At 69.3% G+C, this 17927-nt stretch carries 19 protein-coding genes and 1 tRNA gene; 10 read left to right on the top strand and 10 right to left on the bottom strand.

The annotated features are described in order from the left end of the window. Nucleotides 1-182 precede the first annotated feature (182 nt). Together JOC24_RS18720 and JOC24_RS18715 are read right to left on the bottom strand one after the other, a co-directional pair. Nucleotides 183-1091 carry a helix-turn-helix domain-containing protein gene (locus JOC24_RS18720; RefSeq protein ID WP_205021464.1) on the bottom strand — a complete coding sequence of 303 codons (909 nt, stop codon included), beginning with the start codon at nt 1089-1091 and terminating at the stop codon, nt 183-185. Nucleotides 1092-1198: 107 nt separating this feature from the next. Continuing rightward, nucleotides 1199-1435: a DUF397 domain-containing protein gene (locus JOC24_RS18715; protein WP_205021463.1), complete on the bottom strand. Its 237-nt coding sequence runs from the start codon at nt 1433-1435 to the stop codon at nt 1199-1201. Between the two features lie 244 nt (nt 1436-1679). Here JOC24_RS18715 and JOC24_RS18710 point away from each other — a divergent pair, with 244 nt between their 5' ends. Beyond that, entirely contained in the window at nt 1680-2171 is a 492-nt protein-coding gene (locus JOC24_RS18710) for an ATP-binding protein (protein WP_307792724.1), read from the top strand. On the opposite strand, the gene JOC24_RS18705 is transcribed toward JOC24_RS18710, so the two are convergent. After that, nucleotides 2168-2800 (bottom strand): SGNH/GDSL hydrolase family protein, encoded by a 633-nt coding sequence (locus tag JOC24_RS18705; RefSeq protein ID WP_205021461.1) that lies wholly within the window; start codon nt 2798-2800, stop codon nt 2168-2170. The two genes, JOC24_RS18710 and JOC24_RS18705, sit on opposite strands and share 4 nt — an antisense overlap. Before the next feature lie 112 nt (nt 2801-2912). Next, nucleotides 2913-3074: a hypothetical protein gene (locus tag JOC24_RS18700; protein ID WP_205021460.1), complete on the bottom strand. Its 162-nt coding sequence runs from the start codon at nt 3072-3074 to the stop codon at nt 2913-2915. A gap of 162 nt (nt 3075-3236) precedes the next feature. On the opposite strand from JOC24_RS18700, the gene JOC24_RS18695 reads away from it, so the two are divergent. Continuing rightward, nucleotides 3237-3309, top strand: a tRNA-Trp gene (locus JOC24_RS18695). Nucleotides 3310-3371: 62 nt separating this feature from the next. Here the strand turns inward: JOC24_RS18695 and JOC24_RS18690 are convergent. Then, nucleotides 3372-3782, bottom strand: coding sequence for an organic hydroperoxide resistance protein (locus tag JOC24_RS18690; protein WP_205021459.1), 411 nt, complete (start codon nt 3780-3782; stop codon nt 3372-3374). A gap of 111 nt (nt 3783-3893) precedes the next feature. Between JOC24_RS18690 and JOC24_RS18685 the strand changes: the two genes are divergently transcribed. The 3 genes from JOC24_RS18685 to JOC24_RS18675 all read left to right on the top strand — a co-directional run bounded on the left by JOC24_RS18685 (nt 3894) and on the right by JOC24_RS18675 (nt 6368). Further along, nucleotides 3894-4370, top strand: a complete 477-nt coding sequence (locus JOC24_RS18685) for a MarR family winged helix-turn-helix transcriptional regulator (protein WP_205021458.1) — start codon at nt 3894-3896, stop codon at nt 4368-4370. 105 nt (nt 4371-4475) lie between these two features. After that, a complete protein-coding gene (locus JOC24_RS18680; protein WP_205021457.1) occupies nt 4476-5309 on the top strand; it encodes a PP2C family protein-serine/threonine phosphatase in 834 nt (277 codons plus the stop codon). 63 nt (nt 5310-5372) lie between these two features. Then, nucleotides 5373-6368, top strand: coding sequence for an MASE1 domain-containing protein (locus JOC24_RS18675; RefSeq protein WP_205021456.1), 996 nt, complete (start codon nt 5373-5375; stop codon nt 6366-6368). A gap of 196 nt (nt 6369-6564) precedes the next feature. Here JOC24_RS18675 and JOC24_RS18670 read toward each other — a convergent pair whose 3' ends face one another. Beyond that, nucleotides 6565-7854 (bottom strand): FAD-binding protein, encoded by a 1290-nt coding sequence (locus tag JOC24_RS18670; RefSeq protein ID WP_205021455.1) that lies wholly within the window; start codon nt 7852-7854, stop codon nt 6565-6567. 329 nt (nt 7855-8183) lie between these two features. On the opposite strand from JOC24_RS18670, the gene JOC24_RS18665 reads away from it, so the two are divergent. The 3 genes from JOC24_RS18665 to JOC24_RS18655 all read left to right on the top strand — a co-directional run bounded on the left by JOC24_RS18665 (nt 8184) and on the right by JOC24_RS18655 (nt 12142). Further along, nucleotides 8184-8378: an antitoxin gene (locus tag JOC24_RS18665; protein ID WP_205021454.1), complete on the top strand. Its 195-nt coding sequence runs from the start codon at nt 8184-8186 to the stop codon at nt 8376-8378. A gap of 207 nt (nt 8379-8585) precedes the next feature. Continuing rightward, nucleotides 8586-10172 carry a sigma-70 family RNA polymerase sigma factor gene (locus JOC24_RS18660; RefSeq protein ID WP_205021453.1) on the top strand — a complete coding sequence of 529 codons (1587 nt, stop codon included), beginning with the start codon at nt 8586-8588 and terminating at the stop codon, nt 10170-10172. Nucleotides 10173-10309: 137 nt separating this feature from the next. After that, a complete protein-coding gene (locus JOC24_RS18655; RefSeq protein WP_205021452.1) occupies nt 10310-12142 on the top strand; it encodes an FUSC family protein in 1833 nt (610 codons plus the stop codon). Between the two features lie 99 nt (nt 12143-12241). Here the strand turns inward: JOC24_RS18655 and JOC24_RS18650 are convergent, their stop codons facing one another. The 3 genes from JOC24_RS18650 to JOC24_RS18640 form a co-directional block, all read right to left on the bottom strand. Continuing rightward, nucleotides 12242-12583, bottom strand: coding sequence for a hypothetical protein (locus JOC24_RS18650; protein WP_205021451.1), 342 nt, complete (start codon nt 12581-12583; stop codon nt 12242-12244). Between the two features lie 36 nt (nt 12584-12619). After that, complete coding sequence (gene ctaD / locus JOC24_RS18645) at nt 12620-14350, bottom strand: aa3-type cytochrome oxidase subunit I (protein WP_205021450.1); 1731 nt, start codon at nt 14348-14350, stop codon at nt 12620-12622. 183 nt (nt 14351-14533) lie between these two features. Then, on the bottom strand, nt 14534-15085 hold the full coding sequence (locus JOC24_RS18640; protein WP_205021529.1) for a GH25 family lysozyme: 552 nt from the start codon (nt 15083-15085) through the stop codon (nt 14534-14536). A 356-nt stretch (nt 15086-15441) separates the two neighbouring features. Between JOC24_RS18640 and JOC24_RS18635 the strand changes: the two genes are divergently transcribed. Together JOC24_RS18635 and JOC24_RS18630 are read left to right on the top strand one after the other, a co-directional pair. Next, nucleotides 15442-15978, top strand: a complete 537-nt coding sequence (locus tag JOC24_RS18635; RefSeq protein ID WP_205021449.1) for a hypothetical protein — start codon at nt 15442-15444, stop codon at nt 15976-15978. Nucleotides 15979-16338: 360 nt separating this feature from the next. Then, nucleotides 16339-16881 carry an SRPBCC family protein gene (locus JOC24_RS18630; protein WP_205021448.1) on the top strand — a complete coding sequence of 181 codons (543 nt, stop codon included), beginning with the start codon at nt 16339-16341 and terminating at the stop codon, nt 16879-16881. A 144-nt stretch (nt 16882-17025) separates the two neighbouring features. Here the strand turns inward: JOC24_RS18630 and JOC24_RS18625 are convergent, their stop codons facing one another. Further along, nucleotides 17026-17886 carry a pentapeptide repeat-containing protein gene (locus JOC24_RS18625; protein WP_205021447.1) on the bottom strand — a complete coding sequence of 287 codons (861 nt, stop codon included), beginning with the start codon at nt 17884-17886 and terminating at the stop codon, nt 17026-17028. Between the last annotated feature and the right edge of the window lie 41 nt (nt 17887-17927).

The following is a 17927-nucleotide window of genomic DNA, read 5'->3' as shown; positions in this document are numbered from 1 at the left end:
CCGGCCCCTGACGAGCCTCAGCTCATCAGGCGTTCGGATCCGCTTGCGGGATCTGCGCACTCCAGGTGTCCACCACGGGACTGTGCCGGTAGGAGATGTCCGGCTGCACCGGGTCGCACGTCATCAGGAGAATGTCTCCCTGACCGAGCACAACAGGTGGAGCCCTCGGGGGGCTGGCTGCTTCAGCTGTACCTCTCGAGCGCCAGCCTCAGCAGGCCCCGGCTCTCGGCCGGGCTCGGCGACTGGGCACTGAGCGAGTCCAGAATCCACCGGTACTCGTCCGTGCTCTCCTGCTTGTTCACGGACGTGGCGTTGGTCAGGTGCTCGATGTACGCGACATCGGGCAACCCTTCCATCGCGAACCGCAGATACGTGATGCCGTTACCCGGAGACGTATGGGCGGTCACCTCGAAAGGGGCCACCTGCACGATCACGTGAGGCTGGTCCGTCATCTCGATGAGGTGGGCAAGCTGTTCGCGCATCACCCGGGCGCCACCCGTGGGGCGCATCAGCACGGCCTCGTCAAGCAGCACCCAGAGCTTCGGCGCATCACGTCGCTGCAGCAACTGCTGCCGCCTGATCCTCAGTTCGACGCGGCGCCGGGTGACCTCCTCCGATTCGAGGGCGTGTCCGGAACGCACCACCGCGTAGGCGTAGTCGGCCGTCTGCAGAAGCCCCGGAACGTAGTGCCCCTCGTACGTACGGATCGACGCGGCGGCCTCCTCCAGGCCGACCAGGGGCTCGAACCAGTCCGGCAGCACGTCGGCGTAGTTGCGCCACCATCCGCGCTGCCCGGCCCTGCGCACCAGATCGATGAACTCGGCCGTCCTGGCGGGATCGGTCACGCCGTACAGCGCCAGGAGATCGGCGGCATCGCGTTCCTTGCACGGGGAGTGCCCCGTCTCCATCCGGCTGATCTTCGCCGTCGAGCACCGGATCCGGTCCGCCGCGACTTCGGGAGTGATGCCCGCCTCGCCCCGCATCCGGCGGAGCTGCGCGCCCAGAACCAGACGCAACGCCGTGGGGCTTGCCCCCAGGGCCGGGGCGAGGGTCGGCCTCCGTGACGGCTGTAGCGGTTCGATGCCGGGCATGCGGACTCCTGAGGACTGACGTCGTGACGCCAGTGTGCCATCAGGAGCCCCACAAAGGCCCGGCCGATTCGAAAACGCCGCGCCTTTCGGCCCGTTCCGCCGCTCGCTCAGCCGGTCATGACGTCGAAGTCGCCGTCCCTGACGCCCGCGAGGAACGCGTGTACTTCGTCGCGGGTGTACACGAGCGCGGGTCCTTCGGGGTGGCGGGAGTTGCGTACGGCCACCGCACCGCCGGGCAGCCGGGCCATCTCCACGCAGTTCCCACTGGGGTTGCTGTGGTGGCTCTTCCTCCACTCCACGCCGGTGAGGGAGTTGGCGGGGACGCCGTTGTCGATGTGCTGCATGCGGTCCATTCCTTTTCGTTGCGCTGATGCTTCCCGGTGTGCAACCGGGGCCCCGCACCGGGTGAACAGGTGTCTCCCGCTCACACCCCTGGGTGCAATTCCGGCTGCAATTGCACCAAGTGCGCGGACGGCGAGGATACTAGTGGTCATCCGGCCCCCAAGGCACCCCTGACCGGCTTTCAGCGGAGGGCGATCAGCGCTCATGTACGCGGAGAACACACCACGTCACGGAGGGGCAGCACTCGTGCCCGGTCCGGCCGGGGACAGCGCGGATCCGGATCCTCACGACGAGTTGGCGCGGGATCTCGGGATCGGGGCCCCGGGGTTCACCACGCACGGCCTCGGCGCGGATCCGGAGAGCCTGCGGCAGGCACGGGCCTTCGTCCGCGAGGCTCTGGAGCGCTGGGAGCTGCACTCCGGTGCGGACGATGTCGCCCTCGTCGCGGGCGAGCTGATGAGCAACGCGGTCTGCCACGGGCTGAATCCCGGCGAGGAGCACGCCGGGCGGCAGGCCGCCCGGCTCGGCCTCGCCCGCCAGGACGGGACGCTGGTCTGCGCGGTGAACGACCCCAGCCCCGAGATGCCCGTCCTGCGCCAGGCGGACGAGTCGCTGGAGCGCGGGCGGGGTCTGCGCATCATCGATGCTCTGAGCAGTTCCTGGGGCTGGTCGCGGCCCGGCAGGACCGGGAAGACCGTCTGGGCCAGGATCCCCGTGCTGGGGTCCCCCGGACGCTAGAGGCCGGCCAGTGCCGTCCACGCCTCCGCCAGGAGCGTGTGCCCCAGCGGGGTGGGGTGGATTCCGTCACCCGCGATGCATTCGGCGCCCCCGGCGGCGCGCGCCGCCTGGTTGAGCAGGCCGTCCGCCGCCAGCAGCGCGGCTCCGAACTCCTCGGCCAGCCGTCGGACCGCCTGGATCCGGGGGTCGAGGTCCTCGCGCCAGGCCCACTGTTCGTCCCGGACCGGCACGAGGAACGGCTCGATGAGGATGAGCTGGGCGCCGAGTTCGTCGCGGACCTGCGTGAGGATGGTCCGGTAGTCGTTCTCGTACGCGCGGACCGAGGTGACGGCGCCGGAGTCGTAGCGGCGCCAGGTGTCGTTCACACCGATCAGGACGGACACCACGTCCGGCGCGAGGTCCAGGGTGTCCTCACGCCATCGAGCGCGCAGATCCGAGACGCCGTCGCCGCTGACACCCCGGTTGACGAATGTGATACCGCTGTCCGGCCGGGCGGATCGCACGCGTTCGGCCGCCATCCGGGCGTAGCCGTTGCCGAGAGGGCAGTCCCGTTCCACGAGCCGTCCTACATCGGTGATGCTGTCGCCCTGGAACAGGACGGCCGCTGAGCGGTGCAGGCTGATGGTCACGCGGTGCTCCGAACGATGGGGAACCAGGGGGCGCCGGAGATGATCCTGCCCACGTCGGCCGACATGATCCGGCCCTGGTGCGCCAGGGCCCGGGGCATGATCCGGGCCCGGCTCAGCGGGCGGTGGCAGGTGCGCGCACCGCGCTGAAGTCGAGCACGCTCTCCACCTCCTGCAGGGTCTCCTCGGCCACCCTCCGCACCTCGGCCGGAACGTCGCCCTGCTCCTCCACCAGACCGGCGTAGATCGGTGCGTCGGATGCCTCTGTGAAACTCACGTGAACTGCCTATCAATCGGTTATGCCCGCCAATCAGCGGAAACGGGAGCCGAGTGTACGCGTTCGCCTTCGACCGCCGTGGGGCGGACCCGGGGAACGGAGGCAGCCACCGGAAATCCGGTTGTCGGCGGGCGCGGGCTACTGCGAGGCTGAGTCCGCCGAGGGGGTGTAGCTCAGAGGCCAGAGCGCCGGTCTCCAAAACCGGATGCCGCAGGTTCGACTCCTGCCGCCCCTGCAGAATCGGTTCCCCACCCGGTAACGGGTGGGGAACCGTCCGTTACTCGATGCCCCCGTCCGTTACTCGATGACGAGCTCGACCTCTATGTTGCCGCGCGTGGCCTTGGAGTAGGGGCAGTAGGCGTGCGTCGCCTCGACCAGGCGTCGACCGGTCTCGCCTTCGAGCGCCTCAGGCAGCTCGACGCGCATGACGACCGCGAGACCGAAGCCCGAATCGTCCTTGCCGATCGAGACCTCGGCCGTCACCGAGACGTCCTTGGTGTCGACCTTCATCTCGCGGGCGACCGAGCTCATCGCACTGGCGAAACACGCGGCATAGCCGGCGGCGAAAAGCTGCTCGGGGTTGGTGCCCTCCCCGTTGCCTCCGAGGGCCGGCGGCAGTGCGAGCGCCAGATCGATCCGTCCGTCCGAGCTCACTGCCCGGCCTTCGCGGCCGTTGGCGGTGGCGGCAGCGGTGTACAGCGCGTCCATGAGGTGCCCTTCTCTCGTACGGCGGTGGCTGCGGACCGGCCACCCCCAAGAGAGTGACACACAATTCAATTGTGCACAACTAAATGATACGCGGCAGGCTACTCTGGACCTATGACGCCACTACCGACCCCGGACCTGACCGAGCTGCCTGACACGGAACTGCTCAAGCTGGACCACCAGGTCTGCTTCTCGCTGCAGGCCGCCTCGCGCGCGTTCGGCGCTTTCTACCGGGAAGCGCTCAGGGACCTCGGCCTCACGTACCCGCAGTACCTGGCGATGATGGTGCTCTGGGAGCACGGCCCGCAGCAGGTCAAGACGATCGGCGAGTGGCTGCGCCTGGATTCCGGCACGCTGTCGCCGCTGCTGAAGCGGCTGGAGTCGGCCGGTCTCGTCAGGCGCGAGCGCAGCCCTGCGGACGAGCGGTCGGTCACCGTCCACCTCACCGACGACGGCGCGGAGCTGCGCGAACGCGCCCTGCCGGTCCCCCGCTCGATCCTCGCGGCCACAGGCCTGTCCGTCCAGGAGATCCTGGCTCTGCAGGAGACCCTGGGACGTCTCACCGTCTCCCTCGGCCGGGCCGTCAGCTGACCTGACCGACCGTACGGACGCCCACCGCGCGGGCATCCGCGCAGCGCTCGCAGGAGTCCCGGTGCCGAAATATGATGCAGGAACCATCGGAACGCGGAGCGGCCCATGAACCGGCGTCGAACTCCCCGGTCCGCGAGCGCCGAGGACCTGCTCAGCACTCTGCAGCACCTCACTGCCCGTGCCCGGCGGGAGGTGGAGCTGCACCAGGCCCGCGTCGAACTGGCACAGGCCCTGCAACGCAACATGCTGCCCACGGCGCTGCCCGGCTTCCCCGGACTCCGGACCGCTGCTCGCTACGCTCCCGCCCGCGACGGGCTGGACATCGGCGGCGACTGGTACGACGGTTTCCTGCTGCCGGACGGGGCACTCGCTCTGGCCATAGGAGACGTCCAGGGGCATGACGTGGACGCGGCCGCTTTCATGGGGCAGGTCCGGATCGCCATGCGCGCGATCGCCGGATCGGCCGCTGATCCGGGCGATCTCATGCGCCGGACGAACGATCTGATCATATCGATGGACTCAGCGCTCTTCGCGACGTGCTCGTTCCTCCGGCTGGATCCGCTGACCCGTGAGCTGCAAAGCGCCCGCGCGGGCCATGTCGCCGCTGTCTGGGCGACCGCCGACGGACGCTCGGGCGTCACCGCCGACGCCGGCGGCCTCCCGCTCGGCGTCGAACCGCACCAGCACTACCCCGTGACCCGGCGCGTTCTTGATGCCGAGGGTGCTTTCGTCCTGCTCACCGACGGAGTCGTCGAAGGGCCTTCGATGACGATCGACGACGGTCTGGACCGGATCAGGCGTCTGGTGAGCGCCCACTACCGCGCCGACGCCGAGGAGCTGGCGGACCGAGTGCTCCACGCCGCAGTGTTCACGGGCCACGAGGACGACGCTGCCGTCCTCGTCCTGCGCCACGAGAACACCTCCGCACGGGCCGGGTAAGGACGTCCGGCTGCCGTGCGTGTCACATCGGCCTCCTTTCACCGCCGGTGTCTTATGGGACCCGTGATCCGCAGCGAGGGAACAAGACGCCGAGCCGTGCTCGTCCTGCAGATGCTGGGCATCGCCGCTGCCTACTACGTGTCCGGACGGGCCGGCCTCCTCAGGCCGGTCGAGGTGGAGAGCTCGGTCGTCACTCCCTTGTGGCCGCCCTCGGGGATCGCACTCGCTTCGCTGCTGTACCTGGGTCCCCGGATCTGGCCCGGGATCGCGCTCGGTGCGCTCCTCACCGTCATCACGGTCGGCGACGGCCTTACGTTCTCGGGCCCGGTCATCGCGGCGGGCAGCGTTCTGGCGCCGCTGTGTTCCTTCCTGGCCCTGCGCGTGGCTGGATTCCGCACCGAACTTGACCGGCTGCGGGACGGGGTCGCCCTGGTCTTCCTGGGAGCCCTGGGCGGCATGGTGATCAGCGCGACGGTGGGCACCGGGGTTCAGATGCTGAGCGGCGATCTGCCCGCGGCGGAGTTCTGGTCGGTCTGGTCGGCCTGGTGGGCGGGAGACGCGATGGGAGTGCTCATGGTCACCCCGCTGCTGCTCGTCCTGCGCAAGGCGCGCCTGCCGAAGGTCGACGACCGGTGGGCGGAAGCGGGGGCACTCGCGGTGGTCACCGTGGTGGCGACGCTCCTGGCGACCCGAAGTTCGCTGTCCATGATCTACCTCCTCTTCCCGGTGCTCGTCTGGGCGGCACTCCGCTTCCAGTTGGCCGGTAGCTCCCCCTGCTCCCTCTTCATGTCCGTCATGGCGATCATCGCCGGAACCGACGGTGTGGGACCGTTCGCCGACCACTCCGTGCTCGAGGTGATGCTCAACCTGTGTGTCCTCAACGGCTGTATCGCGCTCACCGCGCTCCTCCTCGCGGCGATCGTGACCGAGCACAACAACATCCGTCATGAGACCGAGGTGGCGTGCGAGGAACTGGCCGCCCTGGTCGAGGAACTCTCGCCACGGCCTTCGGGAGGGGGCGCCTCCAGCGGGCCGCGGAGCGGCTGGGATAGCCCCTGAGGTCTTCTGTTCGGATCCGAGCCTGATCCGAACGAGAGGACTCGGGGGGCTTGCGGGCGACGGCGCGGCGGGGCGGCGGGTGGCGGACGGGCCGTGCGGGGGAGAGCCCCCACGGTTCTTGAGCACCGATCGGGAGCTGTGACACGGCACGCCGTCAGCCGATCCGGTGGGCGTGCGGGAAAGGCGCGAACACCTCTCACTCGATGCGGGGGAAGGTGTGCGCCAGGAACGCGTTGCGGAACGTGCCGGTGGGGTCGAGCCGTTCGACGAGGCGCTCGAAGTCGGCGTAGTGGCCGTACAGCTCCCGGAGTGTGTCCGGCGGCGTGGTGAAGACCTTGCCCCAGTGCGGCCTGGCGCGGAACGGAGCCAGGGCCTCCTCGATGGCCCCGAGGGCGGGCGTGACGGCTGCGGTGTCCGGCACCCAGGTGAAGTGGAACGCCACGGAGTCCCTCCCCTGGGCCGGACTGAGCCACAGGTCGTCGGCGGCCACGGTGCGGATCTCCCCGACCTGGAGCAGGGGCGAGAACCGCTGCCGGATCCGGTCGAGGGCCTCGTAGGCCGCCACGGCGTCGTGCCGGGCGACGAAGTACTCCGACTGCAGTTCCTCCCCGTTGCTCGGGGTGAATTCGAGGCGGAAGTGGGGCAGCCTGGCGTGCCACGGGCCGGCTTTACCCTGCTGCTCCGTGCAGTGCTCGGCCGCCACGCCAGGGACCGGATGCCTGGGCCCCTGCGCGAGCGTCGCTCCGTGCCACCGGTCAGGAACGGTGCGGGGCCCCCCGTCCTCCACCCGGTGTTTGAGCCACACCTGGTCGATCGGGCCGCCGTGCCAGCCGGTGAAGAGGCTCACGCTGTAGGCCCGCGACATCACCTCGTCGAACCGGTGGAGCGCCTGCTTCTGCGAGAGCCCCTCGTACACCCACTGCTGGATCTCGAAGGCGGGCACGAGGTCCAGGGTCAGTCGGGTCACCACCCCCAGCGCGCCCATGGAGACGACCGCACCGGCGAAGTCCGCGTCGCCCCGTTTCAGCGTCACGATCCGGCCGTCCGCGGTGACGAGTTCCAGCGCCCTGACGGCACCTGCGAGGGAGCGGTTTCCCATGCCCGAACCGTGGGTGCCTGTGGCGCATGCTCCGGCCACGGAGATATGGGGCAGCGAGCCGAGATTGTGCAGTGCGAACCCGCTGCGGTGCAGGGTGCCGGTCAGCTCGCCGAAGCGCAGACCGGCGCTGACCGTCGCGGTGCCGGCCTCCCGGTCGATCTCGACCGATCTGGGCAGGCCCGTGACGGATATCAGGTCACCCCGGGTGTCCGCGACGGTGTTGAAGGAATGACCGGTACCCAGTACTTTGACGGCCGTTCCGGCGGAGACGATGTCCTGCAGTTCGGCGATCGAGGCGGGGGTGCGCAGTCTCTTCGCGCCGAAGGTGATGTTGCCGGCCCAGTTCGTCTGTCGGGCGGACGTGACGTGCGCCGAATGGTCGATCATGCCTCCGGAGCTTACGCTCCGGTCGCCGAGGGCAGGCGTCCCGCCGCGGGGAAGCCGCTGCACCGCTCAGGAGCTCAGTACGGCATGGGCCGTCCGGACGGTGTGCGCAGGTCCAGCGGGGGCGGTCCCGCTGGGGGCTGCGGACGGCGGACGATCTGGATGCGGCCCACGGCCACCACCTCCTCCAGGTAACCCGGTATCTGCCCAGCCGGCCGACCTTCACACGTCCGCGGCCCGCCGGAGCGCGTCCGGCCGTGCTCGGGGATGCGGACGCGGCGATGTGCGGTAACCCTGGAGTGGTGGGGGAAGCCGAGCGAGGGAGATCCGCCATGTCCGCGCTGGACAAGATCAAGAAAATGCTGAAGGGCCACGAGGACCAGGCCGGAAAGGGCGTCGACAAGGCCGGAGACATGATCGACGACCGCACTCAGGGCAAGTACAGCAAGCACGTCGACACGGGCCAGGACAAGCTGAAGCAGCAGTTCGGCTCGGATCGTGACCCGGACAACCCGCCCCGCTCCTGATCACGGAATGCCCAGGCCGGTCGTCTGACCGTCGCCCGGTGCCGGGCCCGCCGGCGGATCGTTCCGTCGTCGGGCCCGGTACTGCTTTTGCCCGGATCCGTGGGCGAATCTCGAGCGCTTGACCGGATTCCTGTTATCGTCCCCGCCGCACGGCGTCTCCCGAGTGTGGGAAGTGACGGAACAGGATCCCGGAAGAGTGAGCACACCATGGGCGAGACCGGCCAGACGGCGTTGATCAAAGCCGCGCAGAGGGGCGACCCCGAGGCGCAGGACAGGCTCGTTGCGTCCTACCTTCCGCTCGTCTACAACATCGTGGGCCGGGCGCTCAACGGCCATGCCGATGTCGACGACGTGGTCCAGAACAGTGTGCTGCGCATGCTCCGGGGCCTGCCCTCCCTTCGCACTCCGAAAAGCTTCCGGTCATGGTTCGTAGCCATCACCATGAACGAGATACGCGAGCACTGGCGCGAGCGCCGGGTCGGCGAGACGTCCGCGGACCGGATGGAGGACGCGTACGAACTCGTCGATCCGGCTGCCGACTTCGTCGAGCTGACGATCGTCAGGCTCGGTCTGACGGGCCAGCGACGAGAGGCCGCCGAGGCCACTCGGTGGCTGGACGCGGACGATCGCGAACTGGTGTCCCTGTGGTGGCTGGAAACGGCAGGCGAGCTGTCCCGGGCAGAGGTCGCGAGCGCCCTCGACCTGTCTCCCCAGCACACCGCGGTGCGCGTCCAGCGGATGAAGGAGCGGCTGGAGGCTGCGAGGGTGGTGGTGCGCGCCTTGACCGCGGATCCTCGTTGCGTCCTGCTCGAGGACCTGACGGCCGGATGGGACGCTGTGCCGTCCGCCCTGTGGCGCAAGCGCCTGGCTCGTCATGCCCGTGAGTGCACGGTGTGCGCGGGGCACAGGTCCGGCCTGGTGCCGGCGGAGGGCCTGCTGGTGGGGCTCGTCCTCGTCCCCGTGGCGGCGACCGCAGGAGGTCCGGTTGCGGAGTTCCTGCCCTCGGCGTTCCTGCCCGCCGCAGCGGGCCTGTCCGGTCCCGGACGTGCCGAGCGCCGGCGGGACGGCGCCAGGCGCCGCCGCCGCACCACGGTCGTCGCCGGCCTCACCGCCGTCGCGGTGCTGGGCGGCGGCGGGGCCGCCGTACACCTGTACACGGGCGACGACCCGGCGACCGCGATAGCTCCGCTCGCCGGGCCTTCGGAACCGGTGAGCGCGCCGTCCTCCCCGTCCACTTCCCCCACGTCCCCCACTCGCTCCCCCTCGCCCTCGTCGGCATCGCCGTCGCCGTCCGTCACGAAATCCCCGTCCGCATCCCGGAGCCGGAGCGCCACCGTCGCTCCCGAGAAGGCTCCCGCACCGCGCACGCCCTCCTCGAAACCGGCTGCGGCGCCGAAGGCCTCGTCGGCCCCGTCCGTGACACAGGAAGTCATCGCGCTGGTCAACACCGAGCGGGCGAAGGAGGGATGCGGGCCGGTCAGCGGCAACAGCGCGCTGGCGAAGGCCGCGTCGAGTCACTCCGCGGACATGGTGGCGCGGGACTACTTCTCCCACACCTCGCCGGACGGCACGGACCCCGGCACGCGCATCACCGCTGCCGGGTACCGCTGGAGCACGTACGGGGAGAACATCGCGAAGGGCCAGCGGACCGCCGAGTCCGTGATGGATGCCTGGATGAACAGCGAAGGGCACCGGGCGAACATCCTCAACTGCGATTTCAAGGAGATCGGGATCGGGAGAGTGGACTCGTCCGGAGGCCCGGTGTGGACCCAGAACTTCGCGACCGCCCTCTGACGACGGACGTCAGGTCAACCGTCATGTTGCGGAAACGAGCGGGTAGCACCCCCCGCACACAAAGGATCTAGGCTGAGCCCGAGCCCAGGCCGAAGGTGTCCGCCGGCGACGACGTCTCCCCTGCGGACAGGAGCACGGTGCCCACGCCTTCCTCTGTTGCCACCCGGCTTCCCCCTTGGCTCGCCCACGCACTTCGCGCCCAGCGCGGCCCGGTGCCGTGGAACGCGGTCCTGCGCGGAGCGCTGGCGGCCCTGCCCCTGCTCGTGTCCGTCCTGGCCGAGCGGCCGACCGCCGGGGTCCCCGCCGCCCTCGGGGCGATGCTGGCAGGGATCAACGACCGGCCCGGCAGCCGCCGCGCATCCGTCGCCCGGCTCGGCTTCCCCGCTCTGGCGGGCTCGGCCGGCCTGCTGATCGGCACGATGATCGCGGCGGCCGTGGGCAGTGGCCGGTCCCTGGTCGTCCTGCCACTCCTTTTCGGATTGCTGGGCCTCGTCGCGGGCGCGCTGAGTTCGACGGGTCCTGTCGCCTCGGCGTGCGGCACACAGCTGCTGGTCGCGGTCGTGATCGGGGCCGGCATGCCGTTGCCTGAGCCGGGCCCGCTGCGTGCACTGCTCTTCATGGCCGGTGCTGGATGGCTCCTGCTGCTCCGGCTGGTCCTCCCGTCACCGGGCGGGCCGGGCGGGGAGCCGTACCGGCTCGACGGGGAACGGGAGGCGGTCGCCGCAGTGTACGACGCCGTGGCCCGGCTCCTGCGGGCATCGGGCGGCCCGCACGCCCTCGCCCGGCGCGCCGCGCTGAGCGCCGCGCTCGACCAGGCCCAGGACGCTTTGGCCGGTCCACGACTACGGCGCTACGCGAGCTCTTCGGCCGAGCGTCGGCTGCACGCCCGGTACGCGGCGGCGTTCCCGCTCGCCGAGGCCGCGACCGCGCTGGCGTGGGCCGGGAACCCTCTGCCGGCCAGGGTCGCGGAAGGCCCCCGGAGGCTGGCAGCGGCGGTGCGGAGCGGTGGGACCTGCGGACCGTTGTCGGCTCCTGCCCGGACGGACGCCGGGCTACGAGCCCTCGACGACGCCCTGCTGCGCGCCGCGGCGGACTTCGACCGCCCCACCGGGGCGTGGCCGGGCATACGCAGGAGGCGCTCGTACTCCTCCGTCCTCGGCCGGGCGTGGAGCGCTGCGGGTCGTGAGTACGGTCTCAGGGTGGCGGTGTGCTGCGCGACGAGCACGGTGGTGGCGCAGTGGCTGCATCACGAGCACTGGTACTGGCTTCCCGCCACCACCGTCTTCCTCGTCAAGCCGGATCTCGGGCCGCTGGCCTCCCGGGTGGTGTGCCGTGCCGTGGGGACCGTCGTCGGCGCCGCGGTCTTCGGCCTCGTGGTCATGCTGGTTCCCGGGCCGTCGGCGCTGGTCGCGACGGTCGCTCTCTGCGGCGCGTTCCTTCCGGTCGCCACCCGTCACTTCGCCGTGCAGACGGCGGCGGTGACCGTGCTCGTCCTGGCGCTCGTCCTCCTGGGCGGTGAACCCCCCGCCTCCTGGGGGCGGGTGGTGGAGTCCCTCCTCGCCTGTGGGACGGTGCTGCTCGTCGGACACCTTCCGCTGCCGGGCCGGCGGGGCCACTCCGTCAGGGCCGCCCTCGACGCGGCGGTAAGGGCGGCGCACCGCTATCTGGGGCACGTCCTGAACGCCCCGGAGGATCACGCCGGGAGGGGAGCGCTGCGCCGGGACGCCTACCGGTCGCTGGCGGCGGCACGCACGGCGATCGATCTGTCGGCCGCCGAGCTCCCTCCGGTGGCGAGGCAGTCAGCCGGGTCCGAGGGTGTGGCCGGTGCTGTGGAGCGGCTCATCGACACCACGACGGCGTGTGCGGTGGAGCTGGCCCACCCGGCCGCCGAGCTGCCCCGGTCGCACGCGGGACTGCTCGCCGCACACCTCTCCGAGCTCGAGCGGGCGTGGGCGGTCCCGGCTCGGTGAGCCCCCGCTTCCGGTGTCTGCGATCACAGGGCGCCGTTCTCTCCCGTGCACCACCGGCCTCGGGTGCACGGACGCATGCCCGGACACCCGAGGCCGGAATCAGCGGCTGATCAACGTCAGGCCCGCGCAGGTGCCGCCCAGCAAGCCGACGGTCAGGACGGACAACGCCACGCAGCGGGCCCTGAGACGGTCGTAACGTGCGGTGTACTCACCCCGGAGTTCCATGGCACGGCCGGCGATCCTTGTGAGCGTGTCCCTGCACGCCTCCACCCTGTCCGCCACGTAGACGCGCTCGACGTCCTCACGCTGGGCGGTGGTGAGCCAGGGCAGGGCGTCGGTGAAGCTGCGGGCCCGTCGGCGGGCCTCGTCGACCTCGGCGTTCCAGAGCAGGTAGCCCTCGACCTGAGCCAGGCCCCGAGCGCTCTCCTTGTCCGGCTTCACGCGGTCCTCCTCTCATCGAGCCGTCGCCCCTGAGTCCTATTCCTGCTTGTCCCCGGGCGCCACCGTGACGGATTCGTGCGGGCGGTTCACTTCTTCTTCGAGGGCACGGATCGAGGGATAGTGAAGGTCGAACGCCGGGGATTCGGAACGGATCCGCGGCAGTGTCAGGAAGTTGTGGCGCGGGGGCGGGCAGGAGGTCGCCCATTCGAGCGAACGGCCGTAGCCCCACGGGTCGTCGACCTCGATCTTCTTGCCGTACTTGGCGGTCTTCCAGACGTTGTACATGAACGGGAGCATCGACAGTCCGAGCAGGAACGAGGAGATCGTCGAGATGGTGTTCAGGGTGGTGAAGCCGTCGGCGGCGAGGTAGTCCGCGTAACGGCGCGGCATGCCCTCGGCGCCCAGCCAGTGCTGCACCAGGAAGGTGCCGTGGAAGCCGATGAACAGCGTCCAGAACGTCATCTTCCCGAGCCGCTCGTCCAGCATCTTGCCGGTGAACTTCGGCCACCAGAAGTGGAATCCGGCGAACATCGCGAAGACCACGGTGCCGAAGACGACGTAATGGAAGTGCGCGACCACGAAGTACGAGTCGGAGACGTGGAAGTCCAGCGGCGGTGAGGCCAGGATGACGCCGGTCAGACCACCGAAGAGAAAGGTGACCAGGAAGCCGACGGACCAGAGCATCGGTGTCTCGAAGGACAACGAGCCCTTCCACATCGTGCCGATCCAGTTGAAGAACTTCACCCCGGTGGGGACCGCGATGAGGAACGTCATGAAGGAGAAGAACGGCAACAACACGCCGCCCGTGACATACATGTGGTGCGCCCACACCGTCGCAGACAGGCCGGCGATGGCGATCGTCGCACTGATCAGGCCGACATAGCCGAAGATCGGCTTGCGGCTGAACACCGGAATGATCTCGGAGACGATGCCGAAGAACGGTAGAGCGATGATGTACACCTCTGGATGGCCGAAGAACCAGAAGAGGTGTTGCCAGAGCAGTGCGCCGCCGTTGGAGGGGTCGAAGACGAGTGCGCCGAATTTCCGGTCCACCTCGAGCGCGAGCAGCGCGGCGGCCAGGACGGGAAAGGCCAGCAGGACCAGGACACCGGTCAGCAGGACGTTCCAGGTGAAGATCGGCATGCGGAACATCGTCATGCCGGGGGCGCGCATGCAGATGATCGTGGTGATGAAGTTGACCGAACCGAGGATCGTTCCGAAGCCCGAGAAGGCCAGACCCATGATCCACAAGTCGGCGCCCACACCCGGCGAGCGGACCGCGTCGTTCAGCGGGGAGTAGGCGAACCAGCCGAAGTCGGCCGCGCCCTGGGGGGTGAGGAAGCCGGATACGGCGATCAGCGAGCCGAAGAGGTACAACCAGTACGCGAACATGTTCAGCCGGGGGAACGCCACGTCGGGCGCGCCGATCTGCAGCGGCATGATCCAGTTGGCGAAGCCGGCGAACAGCGGCGTCGCGAACATCAGCAGCATGATCGTGCCGTGCATCGTGAACGCCTGGTTGAACTGCTCGTTCGAGATGATCTGATCACCCGGACGGGCCAGCTCGGCGCGCATGACGAGCGCCAGGATGCCACCGACGATGAAGAAGGCGAACGAGGTGGTCAGGTACAGCGTGCCGATCGTCTTGTGGTCGGTGGTGGTCAGCCACCGGATGACGACGTTGCCCGGCTGCCGACGCCGTACAGGCAGTTCGTCCTGATAGGCGACATCGGCTTCCGCCGATACTGAGGGACTCCTCGTCGTCACTGCGGCACTCCTTCGGTCGACGGCCGATTGCGGACTCGGCGACCAGGATGGACTCCCCGCCTCGGTACCGCAGGTCATCTCCGTGCGCACTGCACCAGTGGCTGGCAAAGGACACTCCACTGGCCGATGGTTTCGGTACCCGTGTTGACGAGCGCCTGGCGCTCTGGTGGCCGCGCTTCTCCTTCAGGCCGTGGCCCAGGCGCGCATCGCCTTCCGGGAGGGGAAGTCGGCCACGTTCTTGTCCAGGGGGTCGTCGGTGTACTGATGGATACGCCAGTCCGCCTCGATCCGCGGTGCCGCCGCCTTGCCGTAGTCGGCGATCCAGAGTCCGTCACCGGCGTACGAACTCGTGTCGTGGTTGATCCAGAAGGATCGGTTGCAGTAGAGCAGCACCCGGTGGTGGGGCCTCAGCCGTTTCACCTCATGGATGAAGCGGTCCTTGTCCTCGCTGCTCGCGCGCGTCCCTTCGCCCGTCTGCTCCCAGTCGACGGCGAGGAGGTCCCCCTGCCGCTCCGGTGTCGCGTCGAGGAAGTACTCCGCCTGGTCCTTCGCGTGCCCCGGCCAGAGGAAGTGGTAGAAGCCGACCACGCATTCGGCGTCCCTGACGCGTTTCACCTGGTCCTTCAGTCTCGGATTGACGTAGGAGCGGCCCTCTGTCGCCTTGACGAAGACGAAGTCCAGACCGTCCGTCTCGAAGTCCGTCTGATAGGCGCTGACATCGACGCCGTGCAGCACGGGCACCTCCATGTGGGGCATTCGATTCCGTTCCTCTCTCCCATGCGTGCCCGCCAGGAGCTCTCCCATCCGTCGTCCGGGTGCTGAACCGATTCGGCATGCCAGGATCGGTCTCTGCGTTCCCGGCTCGGCCACCGGAGGAGCAGGGCTCTCGCACCGTTGGCGCCCTGGCCCGCATGACAGTGCGTCTGTCCATGAACGGACCGTCGTGCGGCACGATCCGGGCCGTGCCGTGCCGTGCCGTGCCGTGCCGTGCCGTGCCGTGCCGTGCCGTGCCGTGCCGTGCCGTGCCGTGCCGTCAAAGGGTCGCTGATCGTGCGGTTGGGGTTGGAACGGTGCAGGGACGGTGCGGCCCGGTGAGCGAAACTCACGTGCCGGTGCTTCCACGCCTGGGTGATGATTCACCGATGATGAACGTCACCGGCGTGGAAGAAGCCGAAAGCACGGTCCTCTTGCTGACGACGATGCACAGGCTGCACAGGCAGTTGGATGATTTCACCACTGAGCTCTACCTCGCCTACGACTTCGGGGACGAGTCCGGGCTGGCGCCCGGCATCTTGATCGAACAGCACGCCGCGGGACCTGAACTGAGGCTCCAGCGCTGCTTCGGCTTCTTCGCGGAGGGCGATTCGGAGGTCAGTGAGCTGCGGTTCTCGGCAGGCGCGACCATCACCTCGACCGGGTGCATCGTTGAAGCAAGGGTTGATGTGGATCTTGAACGACCTCTGGGAGAGTTCGGCGCCGCTGTCCACACCCTCCATTGTGAGCGGATCGACCAACTCTCCCTCACGAGGGCCCTGAGCTGTTTGGAGGAGCAGGTCACGGCGCTCTGCACCATGGGCGATGTCCCGAAGCGCCCGGGTCTCGACAGGCAGGGTCTCGACAGGCGTTGATCGGGGTGCTCTCCTCGGCGGCATCACGGGAGAGGGGCAGGAGGAGCAAGCCGGCCGGCTCGAGAAGTGCAGCGAGGTGACTGATGCTTCGTGGGACTCGGCGGGCCGTCGTCGCGGGTGGCGATACCGCGCCATCTTCCGGCGCACGAAGCGTCCTTCCGCCACGCCGCGCTGCCTGTGGACGTCACGGTCGAAGGCCGGCGGGCGGCCGCCGTGGTGAGGGCCGCCTCGGGTCCGGTGTTCCGAACGCCGGTGCGTGTGAGCCACACTGTCCCACGAACCAGAACCGCCGACCGTTCACACATGGCCCGTCCGGCTCGCTCGATCTGCCTCGGCCGGACGAGGACAAGGAGACCTGTCATGCCCCGCACCATGTCCGTATCGGACAGCATCCTGATCCGAGTGGCGCCGTCCACCGCGTACGCGGAGCTGAGCGACCCCACCGCGATGGGTCGCTGGAGTCCGGAGAACCGGGGCGCGAGGATACTCGGGGAGCACCGGACGGCCCATGTCGGCATGGTCTTCGAGGGCCGCAACAAGCGCGGCTTCTTCCGATGGACGACCAGGTGCACGGTGACGGCTGCCGACCCGGGCGAGCGGTTCGCCTTTCGCGTGCACGCCATCGGTATGCGGCGTCCTCGGCTGCCGGGCTCCATCGCGCTGTGGGAGTACCGCTTCGAAGCGGTCGACGGCTTCACCCGCATCACGGAGACCTGGACGGACAACCGACGGATGTGGCCCGACTTTCTCGCCAACGCCTTCGACCGGATCGCGACACGCGGGCACACTTTCGCGGAATTCCAGCGCGGGAACATCCGGACCACGTTGGAGCGCCTCAAAGCGGCACTGGAGCAGGACGGTTCGGAAGCCGACCCCACGGGGAACGAGCCGCGTCGCGGGTGACGCGCTCCGGTACGCAGGTGGGCGTAGTGCTCCTCGGAGGCGTGGGAGGCATCCTGAACCGATCAGTCTGGTGGCCGCGGAGCCGTGGTCAACGCGTCCACGCCGGACGCCGGATCGAACGGATGCGGCGGCCGACCGAGGTGTTCAGGCGCTGGTGGGTCCGCCCGGCGACCAGTGCGCGGGCCGGGTCAGGGAATCCGGCAGTTTCGTGGCGGTGTTGCCCTTCGCCGCGTTCAGCTGCGCCTGTGTGAGGAAGAGAGCGCCCGTCAGGTCGGCGTCCGACAGGTCGGCGTCACGGAAGTCGGCGCCGATGAGCTCAGCCCGGCGCAGGTCGGCTCCGCGGAGGTCGGCAGCGATGAGGTAAGCGCCTCGCAGTTCGGCTCCGCGCAGATCGGCGCCTCGGAGTCGGGCCCCGATCAGGTCGGCGCCACGTTGGCTCCGCTTCCTGCGCCGGGGGACGGTGGCGCGTTCGAGTTCGCCGGCGCGGAGCAGGAGGCCGGCCACGCTGTCGCGGTGCGCGGACACGTCCAGTTCCGCGAGTTCACCGGCGGGCAGACCGGTGAGACGTTCGGTGGTGCGAAGAGCTTCGCGGAGGTCGGGGTGCAGGGGCTCGGCCGCCGGCAGGGTGAGGGCCTCGGTCAGGTACCAGAGCAGTTCGTGAAGCTGCCTCATCACGGGGAAGACCTGGAACATCTGCTGCGCGGTGTCCGGGTCGGACCGCCAGTCCCGGCCGCCATAAGTGTCCTGGGAGACCTTCTGACCCGCGCCGAAGCAGTCGTACACGGTGCAGCCGGAGAAGCCTTCGGGCCGCAGCCGGGTGTGGATGCCGCAGCGGAAGTCGTCCGCCAGATTGGGGCAGGGGGTCCCCGCGTCCTTGTTGATCGCGAAATCCGCCGACGCGGTCAGCGTCAGCGCGACGCAGCAGAGCCCGAAGCACTTCGCGCAGTCGGCGCGCAGGGCGCCCCGTTCCACGAGGGGCAGGGCGGTCGGGTCGTCGTGGTGCACGTACCTGAGTCCTCCGGTTTGCGGTATCCGCAAAGCATACG

Origin of the sequence: Streptomyces sp. HB132 (assembly GCF_016909575.1) — a bacterium.
Taxonomy (GTDB): domain Bacteria; phylum Actinomycetota; class Actinomycetes; order Streptomycetales; family Streptomycetaceae; genus Streptomyces.
This window is presented reverse-complemented; position numbering and strand designations above follow the sequence as displayed.

Coding starts and splice junctions, on each gene's coding strand:
- JOC24_RS18670 (WP_205021455.1), bottom strand. CDS start 7,854: ATGATCGACCATTCGGCGCACGTCACGTCCGCCCGACAGACGAACTGG.
- JOC24_RS18665 (WP_205021454.1), top strand. CDS start 8,184: ATGTCCGCGCTGGACAAGATCAAGAAAATGCTGAAGGGCCACGAGGAC.
- JOC24_RS18685 (WP_205021458.1), top strand. CDS start 3,894: ATGACGCCACTACCGACCCCGGACCTGACCGAGCTGCCTGACACGGAA.
- JOC24_RS18630 (WP_205021448.1), top strand. CDS start 16,339: ATGCCCCGCACCATGTCCGTATCGGACAGCATCCTGATCCGAGTGGCG.
- JOC24_RS18720 (WP_205021464.1), bottom strand. CDS start 1,091: ATGCCCGGCATCGAACCGCTACAGCCGTCACGGAGGCCGACCCTCGCC.
- JOC24_RS18680 (WP_205021457.1), top strand. CDS start 4,476: ATGAACCGGCGTCGAACTCCCCGGTCCGCGAGCGCCGAGGACCTGCTC.
- JOC24_RS18690 (WP_205021459.1), bottom strand. CDS start 3,782: ATGGACGCGCTGTACACCGCTGCCGCCACCGCCAACGGCCGCGAAGGC.
- JOC24_RS18715 (WP_205021463.1), bottom strand. CDS start 1,435: ATGCAGCACATCGACAACGGCGTCCCCGCCAACTCCCTCACCGGCGTG.
- JOC24_RS18660 (WP_205021453.1), top strand. CDS start 8,586: ATGGGCGAGACCGGCCAGACGGCGTTGATCAAAGCCGCGCAGAGGGGC.